General features: G+C 37.3%; 19 protein-coding genes. All 19 read right to left on the reverse strand.

Annotation, left to right across the window (positions count from 1 at the left end; genetic code table 11):
• Nucleotides 1-227: 227 nt before the first annotated feature.
• A complete protein-coding gene (locus tag ACFIKI_RS05290; protein ID WP_375666137.1) occupies nt 228-788 on the reverse strand; it encodes an invasion associated locus B family protein in 561 nt (186 codons plus the stop codon).
• Between the two features lie 99 nt (nt 789-887).
• Nucleotides 888-1415, reverse strand: coding sequence for an RNA pyrophosphohydrolase (locus ACFIKI_RS05295; RefSeq protein WP_375666139.1), 528 nt, complete (start codon nt 1413-1415; stop codon nt 888-890).
• A 39-nt stretch (nt 1416-1454) separates the two neighbouring features.
• The gene (locus ACFIKI_RS05300; protein ID WP_375666140.1) at nt 1455-2765 is read right to left on the reverse strand and encodes a S41 family peptidase; all 1311 of its coding nucleotides are present in this window, start codon (nt 2763-2765) and stop codon (nt 1455-1457) included.
• A complete protein-coding gene (locus ACFIKI_RS05305; protein WP_375666166.1) occupies nt 2755-3999 on the reverse strand; it encodes a murein hydrolase activator EnvC family protein in 1245 nt (414 codons plus the stop codon). The genes ACFIKI_RS05300 and ACFIKI_RS05305 overlap by 11 nt, the downstream gene beginning before the upstream one ends.
• A 133-nt stretch (nt 4000-4132) precedes the next feature.
• Nucleotides 4133-4615: a 23S rRNA (pseudouridine(1915)-N(3))-methyltransferase RlmH gene (gene rlmH / locus ACFIKI_RS05310; RefSeq protein WP_375666142.1), complete on the reverse strand. Its 483-nt coding sequence runs from the start codon at nt 4613-4615 to the stop codon at nt 4133-4135.
• Between the two features lies 1 nt (nt 4616).
• Nucleotides 4617-5003 (reverse strand): ribosome silencing factor, encoded by a 387-nt coding sequence (gene rsfS, locus ACFIKI_RS05315; protein WP_375666143.1) that lies wholly within the window; start codon nt 5001-5003, stop codon nt 4617-4619.
• Nucleotides 5004-5112: 109 nt separating this feature from the next.
• On the reverse strand, nt 5113-5706 hold the full coding sequence (locus tag ACFIKI_RS05320) for a nicotinate-nucleotide adenylyltransferase (protein WP_375622933.1): 594 nt from the start codon (nt 5704-5706) through the stop codon (nt 5113-5115).
• 29 nt (nt 5707-5735) lie between these two features.
• Nucleotides 5736-6992, reverse strand: a complete 1257-nt coding sequence (locus tag ACFIKI_RS05325; RefSeq protein WP_375622931.1) for a glutamate-5-semialdehyde dehydrogenase — start codon at nt 6990-6992, stop codon at nt 5736-5738.
• Between the two features lie 45 nt (nt 6993-7037).
• The gene (gene proB / locus ACFIKI_RS05330; protein WP_375623101.1) at nt 7038-8177 is read right to left on the reverse strand and encodes a glutamate 5-kinase; all 1140 of its coding nucleotides are present in this window, start codon (nt 8175-8177) and stop codon (nt 7038-7040) included.
• Between the two features lies 1 nt (nt 8178).
• Nucleotides 8179-9204: a GTPase ObgE gene (gene obgE / locus ACFIKI_RS05335; protein ID WP_375622929.1), complete on the reverse strand. Its 1026-nt coding sequence runs from the start codon at nt 9202-9204 to the stop codon at nt 8179-8181.
• Nucleotides 9205-9376: 172 nt separating this feature from the next.
• Nucleotides 9377-10105: an RlmE family RNA methyltransferase gene (locus ACFIKI_RS05340; RefSeq protein WP_375622927.1), complete on the reverse strand. Its 729-nt coding sequence runs from the start codon at nt 10103-10105 to the stop codon at nt 9377-9379.
• A gap of 29 nt (nt 10106-10134) precedes the next feature.
• Nucleotides 10135-11445, reverse strand: coding sequence for a Ppx/GppA phosphatase family protein (locus ACFIKI_RS05345; RefSeq protein ID WP_375666144.1), 1311 nt, complete (start codon nt 11443-11445; stop codon nt 10135-10137).
• Between the two features lie 932 nt (nt 11446-12377).
• On the reverse strand, nt 12378-12974 hold the full coding sequence (locus ACFIKI_RS05350; RefSeq protein WP_375666168.1) for an invasion associated locus B family protein: 597 nt from the start codon (nt 12972-12974) through the stop codon (nt 12378-12380).
• Nucleotides 12971-13891 (reverse strand): YadA-like family protein, encoded by a 921-nt coding sequence (locus ACFIKI_RS05355; RefSeq protein ID WP_375666146.1) that lies wholly within the window; start codon nt 13889-13891, stop codon nt 12971-12973. The genes ACFIKI_RS05350 and ACFIKI_RS05355 overlap by 4 nt, the downstream gene beginning before the upstream one ends.
• Nucleotides 13824-14702 (reverse strand): hypothetical protein, encoded by an 879-nt coding sequence (locus ACFIKI_RS05360; RefSeq protein ID WP_375666148.1) that lies wholly within the window; start codon nt 14700-14702, stop codon nt 13824-13826. The genes ACFIKI_RS05355 and ACFIKI_RS05360 overlap by 68 nt, the downstream gene beginning before the upstream one ends.
• Before the next feature lie 445 nt (nt 14703-15147).
• Nucleotides 15148-15498 carry a hypothetical protein gene (locus ACFIKI_RS05365; protein WP_375666150.1) on the reverse strand — a complete coding sequence of 117 codons (351 nt, stop codon included), beginning with the start codon at nt 15496-15498 and terminating at the stop codon, nt 15148-15150.
• Nucleotides 15491-15748, reverse strand: a complete 258-nt coding sequence (locus tag ACFIKI_RS05370) for a hypothetical protein (protein WP_375666152.1) — start codon at nt 15746-15748, stop codon at nt 15491-15493. Before ACFIKI_RS05370 ends, ACFIKI_RS05365 begins: the two co-directional genes overlap by 8 nt.
• On the reverse strand, nt 15717-16346 hold the full coding sequence (locus ACFIKI_RS05375) for a hypothetical protein (protein ID WP_375666153.1): 630 nt from the start codon (nt 16344-16346) through the stop codon (nt 15717-15719). The genes ACFIKI_RS05370 and ACFIKI_RS05375 overlap by 32 nt, the downstream gene beginning before the upstream one ends.
• A 730-nt stretch (nt 16347-17076) precedes the next feature.
• Nucleotides 17077-17667, reverse strand: a complete 591-nt coding sequence (locus ACFIKI_RS05380) for a hypothetical protein (protein WP_375666155.1) — start codon at nt 17665-17667, stop codon at nt 17077-17079.
• Nucleotides 17668-18015 lie beyond the last annotated feature (348 nt).

Consider the following 18015-nt stretch of genomic DNA (forward strand, 5'->3'; position numbering starts at 1 on the left):
TCAAATTTTTCATCTCTCTATTTAATGACGATGAAGCTAGAAAACAAATATCACAGTTAAAAATAACGTGTGAAAATAAAAAAAACGGTAAATAATCTGAAAACTTTAAAAGCTCTAAATATTTCTTATAGGATTAATCTTAAATCTCATTGTTTTAATTATCAATATATAAAAAACACACAAACTAAAAACGGACTTAAAAGGCCGTTTTTAGTTTATTTTTAAAATTATTTCTGCAAAGCAGTTAAACGGTTAAGAGCATTGCTAAAGCCATCCAGCTGAACGAATAAATCATTCAAAGCTGGTTCACCTGCAGCAGCAATTGTCATCGCCAACTTTAATTGCTTTCCCGCACGTAAAGCTGCTACGTGACTTTTGTCAAAAATGACTGGCACCATGCAACCTGCTGGTACACAAGTCCTTATACCAGTTTCAATAACAGCTTTTCCTTCATCAACTTGTAAACGAACAGGTTTAGAAACCAAAATACCAAAAGGAACAGTTAAATTACCTGATACAACACCTTCAGCATTGAGAATGAGGCTCATAGCCACAACAACACGCCCTTGCTCATTCACTTCTTGACGGTGCATAAAGCAGACTTTTTTTCCTTCTTGTATACCACAGTTAATGGTCCACAAGCCATAGGTTTCAGTCAAAGAAGAAGCACCATTTGGCAATGTCGCTCCTGCATCTTTCGATGTAGAAGGGTTTGAACTTATTGCCAATGCAACAGATGAAATACTCAAGAGAGTACAAACTATAAGTAAATTAAATAATTTTTTCATTTTATATTCCTGTTCTTTACATTAAAGAAAAACATGTTTATTATTTATAAACAATATAAAGCACCTTAATAAAAAAGCTTTCTCATAATCATATAGCTTTTATAATGGACTAAGGCTACCTCGAAATTCACTGACAACTTTCATATAAACATGCTTTTTAAAAGAAACGGCAATCAAAGGAAGGTTTTCTAGATCAATCCATTTCCATTGATCGAATTCCGCTTTATTGCCATCTGGCGGCGGATTAATCGCAATTTCAGAAAGTTCCCCTGTAAACTGGAAAGCAAACCACTTTTGTATTTGGCCACGATATTTATTGCTTAATGTGCACCCAATAAGTTCTTGTGGAAAATCATAGTGGAACCAATTTTGTGCTTCTTTAATCAACTTTACAGATCGAATACCCGTTTCTTCATAAAGTTCACGATACGCTGCATCTAATGGTTTTTCATCTTCATCAATCCCTCCTTGAGGAAGCTGCCAACGATGAGATATGTCAATATTCGCATCTGCATGAATGGGCATCATTAAACGACGCCCAACCCACACTTTACCCTCATGACTAAAGACAACAATCCCAACACATTTGCGATAAGGAAGAGTCTTCAAATTAACACCCGCATCCATTTAATATTCCTCAAAAATACAAACTGTCCATATCTTTTCTCACTTTAATATATCTTTATTGGGATCTGGTGGAAATGCTGCATTTGCTATTTCACCCCGTAACAGTTTATAAGCCTCATTCAATTGAATATCATCCTTAGGATCTTGGGGAACAAATGCAGCTGAACCAGACCCTTTATTACTTTCTCGCTTCCCTTTAATATGACCTTTTAATGCAGATTCACCAACTTTTACATCATAACCCTTATATTTTTCAGGAAGTGGTTGCTCTACAATAATATCAGGTGTAATCCCTGTTCCTTGAATAGAAGTACCTGATGGCGTGTAATAAAGTGCCGTTGTTAAGCGTAAAGCTCCATTTTCACCCAAAGGAATAATTGTTTGAACAGACCCTTTACCAAAAGACTGCGTCCCTAAAATTGTTGCACGACGATGATCTTGTAATGCACCCGCAACAATTTCAGAAGCACTTGCCGAACCACCATTAATGAGAACAATGAGCGGTTTTCCATTGATGACATCACCTGGCTTCGCATCAAATCTCGTCACATCACTTTTTTTGCGCCCACGAGTTGACACAATCTCACCCTTATTGAGAAAAGCACTCGAAACATTAACAGCTTGATCTAAAAGCCCACCCGGATTAAGCCGCAAATCAAGAACGTAACCTTTTAGCTTATCTTCAGGAATTTTAGATTGGATATCTTTAATTGCCGCTAGAAGATTATTTAATGTCTGCTCAGAAAACTGAATAACTCTCACATATCCAATGTCACCCTCAACCCGATATTTTACCGCTTTTACTTTGATAATATCACGAATAATCTTCACTTCAAATGGCTTATCAACGCCAGAACGAATAATTGTTAAGGTAATTGGTGTTCCAGGAGCACCTCGCATCTTATTAACAGCTTCATTCAATGTTTGACCATTCGTTTGTACATCATCAATTTTTGAAATAAGGTCTCCTGATAAAATACCTGCTTTTGAAGCAGGTGTATCATCCATTGGAGAAACAACTTTAATTAAGTTTTTCTCCATAGTAACCTCAATACCAAGACCTCCGAATTCTCCTTTCGTAGAATCCCGCATATCCTTGGCTTCTTCAGCATTCAAATAAGATGAATGAGGGTCAAGCGATGTGAGCATGCCATTGATAGCATTTTCAATCAGCTTTTTATCATCTGGAACTGTAACATATTGCATACGCACGCGCTCAAAAACATCGCCAAATATAGCTAGCTTTTTATATGCATTATCTTCATTATTCGCAGCAACAGACTGCACCATAACCATTGAACAGGCGCCGAGCAATACCCCAGCGACCAAAAGAATAACTTTACGAATCATTTTGGCTCCTTCTTATTTTTTCAGTCTGCCACCAAGGAGTTGGATTTACAGGTTTTCCCTGCTTTCTAAACTCAATGTAAAGCATTGGAGAAGTTTTTCCTATATCCAATGCAACACTGTTTGAAATAAATTGCATCTCCATTATACCCAGAGGCTCACCTGAAAGAACAAACTGCCCCTGTTTTACATTAATTCTCGACATTCCAGTAAGAATGATATGATAACCATTTCCAACATTGAGAATGATTAAATGTCCGTAAGAACGAAATGGCCCAGCAAAAGCAACAAAAGCATCTACAGGTGATATAACAACAGCTCCTGACTCTGTTTCTATCGTTTCACCAAAGCGCGTAATCTGCGAACTTTTGCTAGAATGATATATTCTTTTTCCTGAAACAGGAAAAAGTAAAGAACCTTTTCGGCTTTCAAAATTGGATTGTTCTAACAATTGCAAACTTTTCCGTACCTGTACTGATGCATCAGAGCTAAGTTTTGACTGACGGTCGAGCTCTAAAATCAATTCTTCCAAAGACTGCGCTTTTTTAGCAAGAGCAATATTTTTTCGTTGCTGTTCTGTAAGTTCTTTTTCTGATTTTGTTTGTAGTTTGTTTTTTTTGTCTAATAAAAGCTCTAAACGTTTTCGCTGCTCTGCTTGATTTTGCAGTTTTGTCTTTAATGCTGTATATTCCCTAGTAATGGAATTACTCAAATTGGTCAACTCCTTGAGTTTTACTGTTAAATCTCGTGTTTTCTCCTGCATCTGAGGAATAACAGTACCTAATAAAACAGAACTACGTATAGAAGCCAACGCGTCCTCTGGCTGTATCATAAGAGCAGGAGGCGGATTCAATCCCATACGTTCCAAAATTGCAAGAACTTCCGCAAATTCAGAACGACGATTTTTTAAACTTTGATAGACTTGTACCCGCTTTTCTATCATTTTTTCAAGCTTTTCTTCCCTTTTAGCAATATCATCTGCTACTGTACGTTCTTCTTTAGCCGCTTTTATGAGTGCATCACTCAAAACACGTTGATCTTTTTTTAAATGCTCAACTTGATGCATAAGAAAAGCAACACGCTCACGCGAAAGTGAAATATTTTGGCGAATCTCTTCCAATTCTTTATGTGCTTCCGTACTCCTCATTGTATCTTCCGCATGCGATACAGAAAAGCAAAAAAACATACTCAAGAGCAGGATGACGAATATCACGCATCCCCCATATAAATATCGCATCTTTCTATGAAGAAGATTTTTCATTTGCAAAAACCATGACACCTCATCGTATACATTAGAGATGTTGTAAATGGTGTCAGCTAAAACACTATTAATAAATGTATAAATAAGTGCTAAAAATTGCACAAAAATATTAAAAACGATGATACGGATGATTATTTTCAATTGTTACAGCGCGGTAAAGTTGTTCTGTAAGAAGAATACGTGCAATTTGATGTGGCCACGTCATCAAACCAAAAGATAAAAGAAAATCAGCACACTTCCTTATTTGTCCATTATGCCCATCAGGTCCTCCCAAAGCAATGACGACATCTCGAATGCCTTCATCACGATAACACCTCAATTTTTCAGAAAAAGAAGTTGAAGAAATCGATTCTCCACGCTCATCTAACACAATTAATCGACATTTTTCAGGTAAAAATTCAATAAGTTTTCTCCCCTCTTCCTCCATACGTTGACAAGCTGTTTGAGCACGACTTTCTGGTATCTCTTGTAACTTTTTTAAATGAAAGCCTACATCTCCAGAAATTTTAGAAAAACGATCCAAATAATGCTGAACCAATTTTTGCTCCGCCCCACTTTTCATACGACCAACCGCAAAAATAGAAATTTGCATTTTAATGATCTCCGAAAAGAACCGATTTTGTATTGTTTAAATCCGGAGTCATCCATATCTTTTCTAAATTATAAAAAAGACGAATTTCTGGACGAAAAAGATGAATGATAATATCACCTGTATCAATCAATACCCAGTCACCTCCAGCAAGCCCTTCTACACGCGCAAGCCCCTGCCCACTATCTTTCCAAGTACGTAATAAATGATCAGCAACAGAAGATACATGACGCTGCGAATGTGCTGAAGCTATGATCATATAATCAGCTAAAGATGTCTTCCCTTGAATATCAATAGCAACAATATCTTCTGCTTTTGTATCTTCCAAACTCTTGAGAATAACTTCAAGACTCCCCTTAACAGAAAAAACTTCTTTTTCTGTTAAGGGCATAATATCGTAAGAGTGGTTTTTTACAACTTTTTTCAGATCAATATTCCTTTCTTATTGTTGTAGAATGTAAAAAGTTTTCTCTAAAGAGAAGCAGAATCTTATAAATTGTTCAAGAAAAATTATTCTTCTTCAAACGAAGCTTTGTTGAAGATTGAAAAGATAAAGGTCCATGCAAATAAGTCCAAACTGGTGGTTTTATAAAAGGTAATCGCTCACTTTCTCTCTCGTCCAAACGAAACTGGCTATAAATGTGCGCCATAGGAGAAGAAAGTGCCGACCGATTGCCTAAAGGACGATCAATAATCGCAATAGGAAGCATAGAAACAATATCATGCCATCGATACCAATGATGTATCGTCGTAAAACTATCTGCCCCCATAATCCATACAAAATTTACGCCACTGCAATGGGTAAGAATATGAAAAATCGTATCTACAGATACTTTGCTCCCTATAGCCTGTTCAAAACCTGTTAAGCGAATTTTTGGATGGTCAATAAGTTTAAAACTTAATCGCATTCTCTCCTCTAAAGGGAGTAACTGTGTACAATCCTTTAAAGGATTCCCAGGACTAACCATCCACCATAACTGATCAAGATGCAAACGCCGAATGGCAATTTTTGCAACGAGAAGATGCCCCGCATGCGGCGGATTAAAAGAACCACCAAAAAGACCTACAACATTAGATCTTTCAACATGTGGCATACGATTTTTCCATAGAAAAAATGGATTTTTCAAGCTCTAACCTGACCATTTCCTTTAACGTGATATTGAAATGATGTTAGCTGTTCAACACCTATGGGACCACGTGCATGCATTTTTCCTGTTGCGATACCAATTTCCATTCCAAAACCAAATTCACCTCCATCAGCAAATTGTGTAGATGCATTGTGTAATAAAATAGCTGAATCTAAATGATTAAAAAAATCCTTCACCACTTCCAAATCCTCAGCAATAATCGATTCCGTATGTCCTGATGAATAACGCTTGATATGAGCAATGGCTCCCTCAACACCCTCAACCGTTTTAACAGAAAGAATAGCATCAAGATATTCATGCGACCAATCTTCTTCAGAAGCTAATTTGACATCTGGCATAAGAAAAACAATATCTTCTGTGGCACGAATTTCACATCCCTTCTCCTGTAAAGCAGTTAAAACAGGAAGAAACTTTTTTAATGCCTCGTTGTCAATGAGAACTGTCTCAACAGCACCGCATATCCCTGTCCGACGCAACTTCGCATTTAAAACAATATTACGCGCCATATCCAAATCTGCCGATTTATCAATATAAATATGACAAAGTCCCTCTAAATGGGCAAAAATTGGAACACGTGCATCAGACTGAACGCGCGCAACAAGGCTCTTTCCACCACGTGGCACAATAACATCAATCGCTCCATCCAATCCTTTGAGCATTTCCCCAACGGCAGCACGATCTGTCGTTCCAACCATTTGGATAGCATCTTTGGGTAAACCAGAGCACTCTAAACCTTGTACCAACGCACAATGAAGAGCATGTGAAGAATGAAAACTATCCGAACCACCGCGCAAAATCGCAGCATTGCCTGCTTTTAAGCACAAAGAACTCGCATCAACTGTAACATTTGGACGACTTTCATAAATAATGCCAATCACACCAAGAGGTGTCCTTACACGACTTATATGAAGCCCATTAGGGCGTGTCCACGCACTCATGACCTGCCCAACAGGATCAGACAAACGAGCAACTTGACGAACACTGTCTATCATTGCACCTAAACGCAAATCATCTAATTTTAGCCGATCAATCATTGCAGCTTTCAAATTATTCTGAGCAGCCTTCTCTAAATCTTGACAATTCGCTCGTAAAATTTTATCTGACTGAGCCTCTAGACTTAAAGCGATCATTTCCAATGCATTGTTCTTTTGCTCAGAAGAAGTAACGGCCAACACTGCAGCGGCATGGCGTGCTTTCTGCCCCATATTCCTCATTTGTTCTTCTAAAGTCATCGTATTATCCACTCTGCGAAAACAATAAAAACAAAAGTAACTTTTTTAAACAGAATTGATCAAGCAACGTACAATCATATCATTACGATGCACCATAGCAGAGCGCGCCTCATACCCAAGAATAGCTTCAATTTCTTCACTTTTATGTCCTATAATGCGTACAGCCTCATCTTTGTCATAGCTTACAAGTCCACGCGCAATCTCAACTCCATCTGTACCAACAATTGCAACCGTATCCCCACGTTGGAAATTTCCCTCAACGCCAATAACCCCTGCTGCTAATAACGATTTTCCTGTTTCAAGAGCCCTAATGGCTCCTTGATCAATCGTCAAAACACCAGATGGATCTAAATGACCAGAAATCCATGTTTTCCAAGCATTGACAGATTTCTTACTTGCCGCAAAAAAACTCTTGCGTTCACCTTTGTCAATTGCAGCAAGGGGATTCATACGCTTGCCTGAGGTGATAATCATCGCCGTTCCAGCAGCATTAGCTATTTTTCCGGCATCAAGCTTAGTCTTCATTCCTCCCCGTGAAAACTCTGAAGCAGCAACATCTGCCATTTTTTCGATATCATGCGTAATGGATGCAACAAAAGGTATAAATTCAGCCGTAGGATCACTATGGGGAGACTTTGTATAAAGACCATCAATATCAGATAAAAGTATTAAAAGATCTGCCCTCACCATTGTTGCCACACGCGCAGCTAAACGATCATTATCACCATAACGAATTTCAGTTGTTGCAACAGTATCATTCTCATTAATAACAGGCACAGCTCCCAAACATAAAAGCGTCTCAATCGTTGCACGTGCATTGAGATAACGCCTTCGCTCCTCCGTATCAAATAAAGTGAGCAAAATTTGGCCTGTTTTGAGCCCATGTTGAGCAAGCGCATCACCATAGGTTTTTGCTAACTCAATTTGCCCCAAAGCAGCACATGCCTGGCTTTCTTCCAATTTCAAAGCCCCCTTAGGAAGCTGTAGCAATGTCCTTCCTAAAGCAATAGCACCTGAAGACACCAACAATATCTCTACGCCTCCTTTGTGCAATTCAACAACATCACTAATCAAGCTTTTAAGCCATTCAACCCGTAAACCTGCCTGAGGATCAACCAAAAGGGCAGATCCAATCTTGACCACAATACGTTTATAGTGTGTAAGTTTTTGCAATCCAACAACCATCTCAATCAATCCTGCTATCCCCACCGTTCTCCTCTTTGCGTGATATTTCAATAATATGTGCACCAGCACGCAGCACATTTTCTAAACCTTCGCGACTAACCGCAGAAAACATCATAACTGGTTGATCCGCTGCTCTTTGCAAAGCTTCCTGTTTAGCTTCACGTTCTTCAATTGTCAGAGTATCTATCTGGCTTAAAGCAACAATTTCAGTTTTATCACTTAGATTATTTCCATATGCCTCAAGTTCATGACGCACAATTTGATATGCTTTTGCTACATCTTCTTCTTGAGCAGAAATCAAATGAAGGAGCACACGACAACGTTCCACATGTCCTAAAAAACGGTCTCCAATTCCTACACCTTCATGCGCTCCTTCAATCAATCCCGGAATATCAGCCAAAACAAATTCACGACCATCAATTCGTACAACACCAAGGTGAGGATGTAGAGTGGTAAAAGGATAATCTGCAACTTTTGGCTTTGCCGCCGTTACAGACGCTAAAAAAGTTGATTTTCCGGCATTGGGTAAACCAACAAGCCCGGCATCAGCAATTAACTTCAAACGAAGCCATATTGCACGCTCTTCTCCAGACAAACCTGGATTTGCACGACGCGGTGCCCGATTTGTCGATGTTGTAAAGTGAAGATTGCCAAAACCGCCATTCCCCCCTTTTGCAAGGCGATAGCGCTGTCCCACTTCCGTTAAATCACATATTAACGTTGTATTATCTTCTTCAAAAATTTGCGTCCCAACCGGAACTTTAAGGATGACATCATCACCCTTCTCACCTGTCATATTACGCCCCTTGCCATGGCCTCCTGTTTTTGCTTTAAAATGCTGTTGGTAGCGATAATCAATCAGTGTGTTAAGCCCATCAACAACAAGAGCCCAGACATCACCACCCCGTCCTCCATTCCCTCCATCTGGCCCCCCAAATTCTATGAATTTTTCACGACGAAATGATACTGCTCCAGAACCTCCATTACCAGAACGAATATAAACTTTAGCTTGATCAAGAAATTTCATTGGAAACACTCACTGAGGAATCAATCTCTCTACCTCTATAGGCAATACATTAGTTTTACCAGTTTTTCATCATTGATAACAGAAAAACTGTCACTATCGCCGATAACTCCTTGAGAAAAAATCATCACATTTAAATAGGTTAAGTAAAGTTAAATCTTCTTAAAAGAAGGCGCTATTCTTGAATGTTTGTTTTTCCTTTAAATTCAAGTGCTAAAAGATAAAGTTCTACTGATTCTGATCGGCTTGCGGGTGGTTTAACATGATAGACTTTTTTAAAATGCTGTTTTAGTATCGTGAGAAGAGTGTTTTCTGCTCCTCCTTGAAAAGCCTTTGCTAAAAAATGCCCCCCAGGTCTTAAAACCGAAAGAGCAAAATCAGCCGCAACTTCACATAAATAAATCGTTCTTAAATGATCCGTCTGACGATGACCTGTTGTTGGCGCGGCCATATCAGAAAGAACCACATCTGGTTTTGTTCCTAAAGTCTCAATTAATTTCTGCGGTGCATCTGTATGCAAAAAATCCATTTCCAACATGGCAACTCTAGGCAATGGATCAACATGTAAATAATCAATACCAACAACGCTAGGATCTTCATCACTTGACCCTACTATACACTCAGCCACCTGACACCAGCCCCCAGGTGCCGCTCCTAAATCAATAACCTTTTGGCCTTTTTTCAAAAACCTATAGCGCTCATTAATTTCAATGAGTTTATAAGCCGCACGCGAACGATAACCATCTACTTTTGATTGATGGACATAAGGATCATTCAGATGCCTCTCTAACCATCGTCGTGATGAAGCTTTAATGGTTCCTGCTTTCTTTTTTACGCGCTGATATAATTCATGTGACCCTGAACCTCCATAGCCACCTCGCGGTGTTTTTGTTGTTTTTTTCATCGTTATTCATTGTCTCCATATTTAATTCTCTAACGCTTGAAATCTCTGCTCTTTCTACGACGACACCATACCCCATCGCGTAACATCAGCTCTATCAAAATTCCTTCCCTTAATCCACGATCAGCAACTCTTAAACGCTGACTGGGCCAAACTTCCCGAATAACATCTAAAATTGCACAACCAGCTAAAACCAAATCTGCTCTCTCGCGTCCAATAAAAGGACTTATGACACGTTTTTCTATATCCCATGATAATAAGCGTTGTATCATAAGTGTAATGTCTGCATCATTCATCCAAATGCCATCCACTTTTTTCCTATCATAACGCTCTAAATTAAGATACATTCCTGCTAAAGTCGTAACCGTACCGGAGGTTCCCAAAAGATGAAACTTTGAACCTTGTGCTAACTTTCCTAATTTATGACGATCTGAAAAATTATTTAATAACCCTCGCACATAGCTTTTCATTTTTTCAAAGTCGTCTGAGCTAATATCATTCCCTCCAAAACGTTCAGCGAGCGTAACAACACCAACAGGAAGAGAAGTCCAAGCAATAATTTGTCTAGCTAAACGAAAAGAACGCTTTTGAGAAACATCAAGTAGCACAATTTCTGATGATCCTCCTCCAATATCAAAAAGCACAATAGCGTCAGTATTTGGTTCAACAAGTGTACTACACCCTGTAACAGCAAAACGCGCTTCTGTTTGCCGATCAACAATTTCCAATTCAAGACCTGTCTCCTCCAAAACACGCTGAATAAAATGTCTACCATTTTCTGCAGAACGACAAGCTTCCGTTGCAATCAAGCGATAACGCTTAATATGCCTTTGTTTTAGCTTTAAATGACAAATCTTTAATGCTTCAATCGCACGATCCATAGCTTGTGTATTAAGAAAACCGTTATTTATTAAACCTTCTCCCAATCGTACAATACGAGAAAAAGCATCAACAACACGAAAATATCCAGGTTTACTGGGAGATGCGATAAGAAGACGACAATTATTTGTTCCGAGATCAAGTGCCGCATAAAGAGGTGGAGATTTTACTTGAGAGAACCGTCGAAGAAAAGGCACTTTGAGTTTTTTTGTTTTTTGAGCATCTATCATTGTCTGACTATGAAACCCAAAAGCTGTCTCTGATTGAATAAAAACCTGTTTCTGTTTACACTGTTTTTTTCTTTGTTGTCTCTTTATATCAACAAAGATAGAGCGTGCCTCTGTTTGTGACAATGTAGAATAATTATTTTTATTACTATCACATTGATCATACAACTGATCTGCTTCGGTATCGTATGTTTCTCCTCGCTTTGACTGTTTTAAACCATAATTTAATGGGGTCATTTCTCTTATCCCTTGAGCGTTTTCCCCAATAAATAAACGAAAAAACTCTTCTGCTCATTCCTAAATAAAGCAACAATGCAACATCAAATGATAAATACAAGAAACCATTCCCTCTTTTTCTATCATCGAAATTTCTATGCTAGAATCATTCAGATTTTTGTATAATCTTTTGATTATTGCCGTGAAAGCAGTTCTCCCTTTATAAGCTTAAAACTATAAATTAATCGTTTATGTTCACATCAATTACGGATTATATCTCTATTATAACAAACCAGCATTATCACACTATTTGCTGACTCCTAATGTTGCAACAACCCATACATTGACATGATTTATAAGAAGAATTTTTACTTTTTTCTTCAATAACTTTATCCACACATTAGCCTCGTTTGTTATTTATTATATGAAACAAAATAGCTTTGATTATGCTGGAATACAAGTTCCGTGGTCCTACAAAATGCAATGACAATAGCTGTTATCTCGTGAATACAAAGAAAAACTATCGTTTAAAAAATTCTTTAGGATTATAAATTTATCTATTATTATAACACCTCAATCGAAAAATATTAATGCTTAATTAGACCACTCTAAAAATCCATATGAAACTTAAAAAAGAAATGAGCCTACTCATTATTGTAAAAAAAGTCGTATTTTTATTTATTTTAAATTGAGTATTTCTAATAATTTTTTATTTTTAACAACTAACACAATCACTCTTTAAGCTTTGTGGAAAACACTAACTTTATTTTCTATTATATATCAATTACTTATTGTAACTTTATATTCATAAAACTCCCACTCTTTCGAATAAATCACCTCTATATTATATTACATAAAAATGCCTACTTATTTTACCTTATAATTTACATTCAAAAACATAACACAACAATTTATGAAAAGATGACTCTTGTTAAAGGAACTCCGATGGATTTCTAAGGGCGCAAAGAATTAAGTGCCGCATTTAACCCTTTAAATGGCACTGTAAAAGAAAATACCTTTCCATCTTTAATTTTATAGGAAATACGTACTTTATTGTTCTGCTCTATTTGTTTAGTAAAAACTGGCCCTACAGGTGATTGTGCCAAACAAACCGTTTCATTACATTGCGTATAATGAATAAGAATAGGTTTTTTAATACCTTGCACAAACATTTGAATTGGAACATTTATATCAGAATTTGGCAATGTTCGAAAAAGCATTACTGCTTGACCATTTGTCGTAGAAACAAGAGACCAACTAAAAATGGTATTTCCTTCCTGATTATGAACAGTCTGTGTCACATTACATATACCTTGCTTAAGCTTTTGTTTTTCATCACAAATCAAAGTCCAGTCATAAAACTGCATAATAATTCGACGTGTTTCACCAGCTTCACCCTTAGGTATCGATAAGTGCGGTGGATGCACTGTATAAATATTATTGTTCTCTTTAGCAAAGCTTTCGCCCTTGCCTATTAAGGCAAGAGCAAACAGAACCTTCACTAACATACTTCTCTTTTTTATAATAATAATCATCTTTTCTATCATCATCTCAACCACAGAGTAATCCCAGCACCTACACCCCAATGACCTCCAGCACTTGTAATAGATACATTCGAGCGAATATTTTCATCTTCAGATGTATAACCAGCACCAATAGCAAATGCAGACTGATTGAGCCATAAACCCGTACCAAATGCAACACTTAACTTTCCCGGCGCATCATTATACCGTAAGTTAGAGACCGCCAAACCAATAGCCGCTGCTTGTCTTGCCTCTTTCCGAACATCCTGAATAGCATAATTCAACGTCTCAAACTTCATATCCGTATAGGTTTTCAACTCGTTAACACTATCATTGACAAAACTACTAACTTGATCATCCGTATATTTCTTCGCATCATCAAGAACTACCTTCATCTGTTGTTCAGTATAATCATGCAACTGACCACTATTAACGGCTTGATTAGAACCTGATTCAATTGCACCATCCGCTACATTGCTTATCAAAACAGGTTCGCTGTCATTCCCACCTATTAACGTGATGCTATTGGTCTTCATCCCCTCATCATCTTTGTCATAGTTAACAGCGCCATCGGTAACCGACGTTGCAATATCTTTAACATGTTGATCTATCGTATCTACCTTATCCTCAACATTTTTTACCCTCTCATTCGTGCTCCAAAGCTGTCCTCCATTAACAACTTCTTGCGAGCCTTCTACTATCTTACCATCAAAAACATTCGTAATCTTACTCGACTTGCCATCATGCTTCGCATCATACGCACCTTCTTCTTCATTCCAACTCAAACTATTCGTATCTATATTGTTAGAAACCTCTTGAATACGGTCGTTGATACTCATCATACTCTCACTGACACCATCAAAGGCACCAGATACATCATGATAGATCCTTGTCAGACGAACTTCCATCCACATTGAATTGTGCAACCTTGAATTCTGGAGCATGCCATGTGCCACCTTCATAGATCGCGCCACCACCTAAATACATCGCTAACGTCTGATGCAATGAATAAAACTGGTGGCCCGTAATCGCATCAGTGAAACCTTCTGAAATATCGCCATCTAAAAGAGACTTCAGTTTGCTCTTGCTTCTTTGATCCCCTGTCCCATGAAGCGCTACAAACGCTCTATCCTCATCACTCCATAACAACGCATGCTGCCCAATATTGTCCGAATTGTCTGAAATCTCATTATGAAGCTTCGTAAAGGAACTGCTTACACCAGCAAACGCTTCAGAAACATTCAAATAACTACGCTCTTCAGAACTTCCATCTTCATTGAAGGTCGTAACTTTGAAAATAGGCGCTCCCCATAGACCTTCATTATATTCAGCTCCTCCACCTAAATAGCTCGCTAACGTCTGATTTAAGGAATAAAGCTGGGAACCATTGATAACATCATGCGATCCATCGGCAATCGTACCATCGGCAACATTATGAGGTGCAATTGGAGGTGAAGCCTTACCTTTTCCAAAAGTCACACTCACATAATTAATGACACCATTTTCGTCATCTTTTTTATCGTAATGAACAACAGCTGAATCATCTGACTGAATGCTCTCAGAGAGCTCCTTTAAACCTTTATCAAACTGACCCTTGTTAATCGCTTCATTACTCTTCGTTGCTTCTTTAACACCAGAAAGAATCCTATCTTTGCTACCCTTATCCGCAATATTGATCTCACTGCCTTCTACTTCTTTACCAATAGTGATCCGATTTGTACCTGCCTCTTTCTTAACAAGGCTATCACCTCTCACGTTGGCAATCTCATTCTTAATCTCTTTAGTAAACTCATTTTTAATATTTGTAAAAGAGGTACCAACTTCAGTCAAAGCTTCCGCAACAGTATCATACTTCTTATCTTCTGAGTTGCCATCATCCTTAACTGTCTTAACCGTGAATGTAGGAGCTGTCCATTTTCCTTCTGCATAGCTAGCGCCACCGCCTAAAGATTTAGCAGCATTGCTACCTAATGTATAAAGCTATGAACCATTAACAGCATCATGTGAACTCTCAGAAATCGCACCATCGGCAACATTATAGAAGTGTAACAGGGTCCTTAATCTTTACCCAAAGTCACACTCTTATAATTAACACTGCCAGCTGCATTTTTATCATAAAGAACAGAAAAAGCACTTGCTTCCTTAAGATTCTTAATACTGTCATTAATATTTGCTATATGAACATCGAGTTGTTTCTTATTTACTGCCTCATTGTCATTTTGCGCTTCTTTAACGCCCGAAAGGGTACGCAACTCATTTTTGCTGTTGGTAAAACTGATTTCTGTGCTTTTTTTTCAGCACCAATCTTGATAATCTTCGTATCTTCATCCTGCTTGACAAGGCTATCACTGACAACATTGGTCACATCATTATGAACATTCGTAATAGAACTCGCAATACCAGCAAAGGCATCCGCTACATTATTGTAAATCTTTTCCTCACCAGTACTACCATCAGAATTGACAGTTTTAAGCTTGAATATAGGAGCAATCCATTCTCCTTTTTCATACTTAGCACCACCACCTAAATATGTCGCGAGAGTGTTACTCATTGGAACCATTTATCGCATCAGTCGATGTTGCTGTAATAGAACCAGCCTTAACGCCTGAAAAAGTCCGTGCCACATTATTAACGTTCGCAATACTTACTCTCGTTCCACTTACTTTTCCACCAATGGTAATAAGTTCCGTATCATCTTGCTTAACTAGGTTGTTCCCTGCCGAATTAATGACTACATTTTCAATCTTTTTATCAAGATTCGTGAAAGAACTATTTACGCCTGGTAAAGGCATCTGCAACATTATGATAGCTCTTTTCAGTTCCGTTACCATCCCTATCAAAGACCTTAACTGTAAAAGTAGGAGGCATCCATTTTCCTCTATCAAGTCCAGCACCACCACCAAAATAGCTAGAAGTAGCAATGCCTAGAGAAAAAAGTTGTGAGCCATTAACTGCCTCAGACGAGAATGGCGAAATCCAACCACTATTAACACCAGTAAGAGTCCTCAATTCATGAGAGCTATTTCCAATGCTTATTCTATTGCCACCTACGTCCGCACCAATTGTAATAAGCCCTGAGCTATCTTGCTTAACAAGCTTATTGCCCGCGACTTCATTAGTATAACGTTCCAAACCATATAATGCAGAGCCAACATCTCTATACACTCTACCGTTAATTCTATAGGTTGGTGCAATATCTTTAAGTATATTTGTACCAGCACCAAAATACTGCGATACATTACCCCACGTATCACAAGCAGAAACAGGAGAAGCATTGGATAAAAAGACAGCTACTGAAACCAATGAAAGCGTTTTAATAAAAGGTAATCGATAAGGTGAGCGAAAATCTTTAATATCACTCTCTTCTAGCATTTTAGGCATTTTATATATTTTTTTCATAATAAATTCTCCAAATAAGAAAAACATTAAAAAGACATATTCTGATGATAAAATGTTTCAGGAGATGTTTTTTCTTGTTTTATAAAAGATTAGGGTTGTCATAATGAGGAAAAGAACTATTTAAAACGCTATGAGATTGTCATGAGCGTTGGTTGATAATTCTGTTAACAAGAGTTTGGTTTTTGCCCTTTTAAGGAGTCTGTTTTTTTGCAGTAAAACCTTTGGATTTAAGAGTAAAAAATAAGATAAGCATAGAGAAGATGTATTTTTGCTCTGTTATGAAAGGTTGTGTGTTTAAAAGGCAATAAAGGATTTTTATTGCAGTAAAAGTGGGTGTGTTGTTTGCTAAGTAATTTAGGGTGTTTTCTGTAGGATTATTGTGCTTTTGTCGTAAAAATAAGCGACATACACCTCAGTTTCAGAGTTGTATCTCTTAAAAATTTGGAATAAGATGGTTGTGGTTGTGTTATTTTTCTATAATCTACCACGCCCCGCTTCGCAAAAAAATTTCTAGTATCTTTAATTTAACGAATCATTTAGCCCCTTTTACAGATTATTAAGAAAAATAGCAAGAAGAAAGTTATTTTTTTAATGCGTCTTTCTGATTCAGAAAATAATTCTAAAATTTATAATTTCATTGTTTGCTCTGTAGGCTTTTATAGAAATGTTGATGTATCATTGTATTTTAGATATCCTCGTTTTGATCAAAGTAAGTCTTACTTAATTATTGTTACTGCTGCATACAGAGAAAATAATTAAAATAGTACAAAATAGGATTTTTTATCTTACCATCATCTATATTGATAATCTTACCTGGGCTCTTAAGAACGCCATTATTATCGACGTGAGAAGCATCGTAACCCCCTTTTTCTTCATTCCAAGCCAGACCATTCGAGGATACATTTTTTTCAACATCCTTTATACGATCATTGATATTTGTCATGCTGTCATTAACGGCATCAAATGCCTTGGCAATACTTGTAGATTCTTCTTTACTTTCCGTAACATCTGCTTTGAAGGTTTTTACCTTAAATTTCGGTCCAGGCCATTTGCCGTTTTCATCATAACCAGCACCCCCGCCTATAGAATTTACAACACCTTGGTCTAAGGAATAAAGTTGACCATTATTCATTGCATCCGTTGATTCTTTTGTCATTTTACCTACATCAACATTCTGAAAAGCAACCACTTCTGCTTCGGAATCTCCAAACGTAATACTCCTCTTTCTTAGACCTATAAATTTCTGATGTGGATCGCTATCTTCATCTTCTACTCTATCGTAGAAAACGGCTGTAGAATTAACATTTACTAATATATTCAAAAAGTTAATGACTAATTGAAAAGAGAGAGAAGTTGTGTTTTTAGGTGTTAGAGTTAGTTTAGTATATTGTTTTTATAATCTCCTCCAATAAAATTGAAATACATTTGAATATATGTTTTTGTCTTACGAGGAAGATTTTTAATAGATTTGTAGTAGAGCGAAAAATTTTTTCTATCTGTAAAGCGCTACAGATCTTTTAGATTTAAAACTTAAAGCAGAAAATAATGAATTTATAATGTATGAAAAAATTCATTATCTTATTTTGAAATAAGGAGTTCACTTTGTTGAAAGCGTCCGGTTTTTCTGTTTTTTAAACCTGTATTTATCATTATAGCGCTTATCAATCTC

The organism is Bartonella sp. TT121SHDZB, from assembly GCF_042193415.1.
Lineage (GTDB): Bacteria > Pseudomonadota > Alphaproteobacteria > Rhizobiales > Rhizobiaceae > Bartonella.

Coding starts and splice junctions, on each gene's coding strand:
- proB (WP_375623101.1), bottom strand. CDS start 8,177: ATGGTTGTTGGATTGCAAAAACTTACACACTATAAACGTATTGTGGTC.
- obgE (WP_375622929.1), bottom strand. CDS start 9,204: ATGAAATTTCTTGATCAAGCTAAAGTTTATATTCGTTCTGGTAATGGA.
- ACFIKI_RS05375 (WP_375666153.1), bottom strand. CDS start 16,346: ATGAAAAAAATATATAAAATGCCTAAAATGCTAGAAGAGAGTGATATT.
- ACFIKI_RS05355 (WP_375666146.1), bottom strand. CDS start 13,891: ATGCTCCAGAATTCAAGGTTGCACAATTCAATGTGGATGGAAGTTCGT.
- rsfS (WP_375666143.1), bottom strand. CDS start 5,003: ATGCCCTTAACAGAAAAAGAAGTTTTTTCTGTTAAGGGGAGTCTTGAA.
- rlmH (WP_375666142.1), bottom strand. CDS start 4,615: ATGCAAATTTCTATTTTTGCGGTTGGTCGTATGAAAAGTGGGGCGGAG.
- ACFIKI_RS05350 (WP_375666168.1), bottom strand. CDS start 12,974: ATGATGATAGAAAAGATGATTATTATTATAAAAAAGAGAAGTATGTTA.
- ACFIKI_RS05325 (WP_375622931.1), bottom strand. CDS start 6,992: ATGACTTTAGAAGAACAAATGAGGAATATGGGGCAGAAAGCACGCCAT.
- ACFIKI_RS05295 (WP_375666139.1), bottom strand. CDS start 1,415: ATGGATGCGGGTGTTAATTTGAAGACTCTTCCTTATCGCAAATGTGTT.
- ACFIKI_RS05340 (WP_375622927.1), bottom strand. CDS start 10,105: ATGAAAAAAACAACAAAAACACCGCGAGGTGGCTATGGAGGTTCAGGG.
- ACFIKI_RS05365 (WP_375666150.1), bottom strand. CDS start 15,498: ATGAGTAACACTCTCGCGACATATTTAGGTGGTGGTGCTAAGTATGAA.
- ACFIKI_RS05300 (WP_375666140.1), bottom strand. CDS start 2,765: ATGATTCGTAAAGTTATTCTTTTGGTCGCTGGGGTATTGCTCGGCGCC.
- ACFIKI_RS05370 (WP_375666152.1), bottom strand. CDS start 15,748: ATGTTGCAGATGCCTTTACCAGGCGTAAATAGTTCTTTCACGAATCTT.
- ACFIKI_RS05305 (WP_375666166.1), bottom strand. CDS start 3,999: ATGCGATATTTATATGGGGGATGCGTGATATTCGTCATCCTGCTCTTG.
- ACFIKI_RS05290 (WP_375666137.1), bottom strand. CDS start 788: ATGAAAAAATTATTTAATTTACTTATAGTTTGTACTCTCTTGAGTATT.
- ACFIKI_RS05320 (WP_375622933.1), bottom strand. CDS start 5,706: ATGCCACATGTTGAAAGATCTAATGTTGTAGGTCTTTTTGGTGGTTCT.
- ACFIKI_RS05345 (WP_375666144.1), bottom strand. CDS start 11,445: ATGACCCCATTAAATTATGGTTTAAAACAGTCAAAGCGAGGAGAAACA.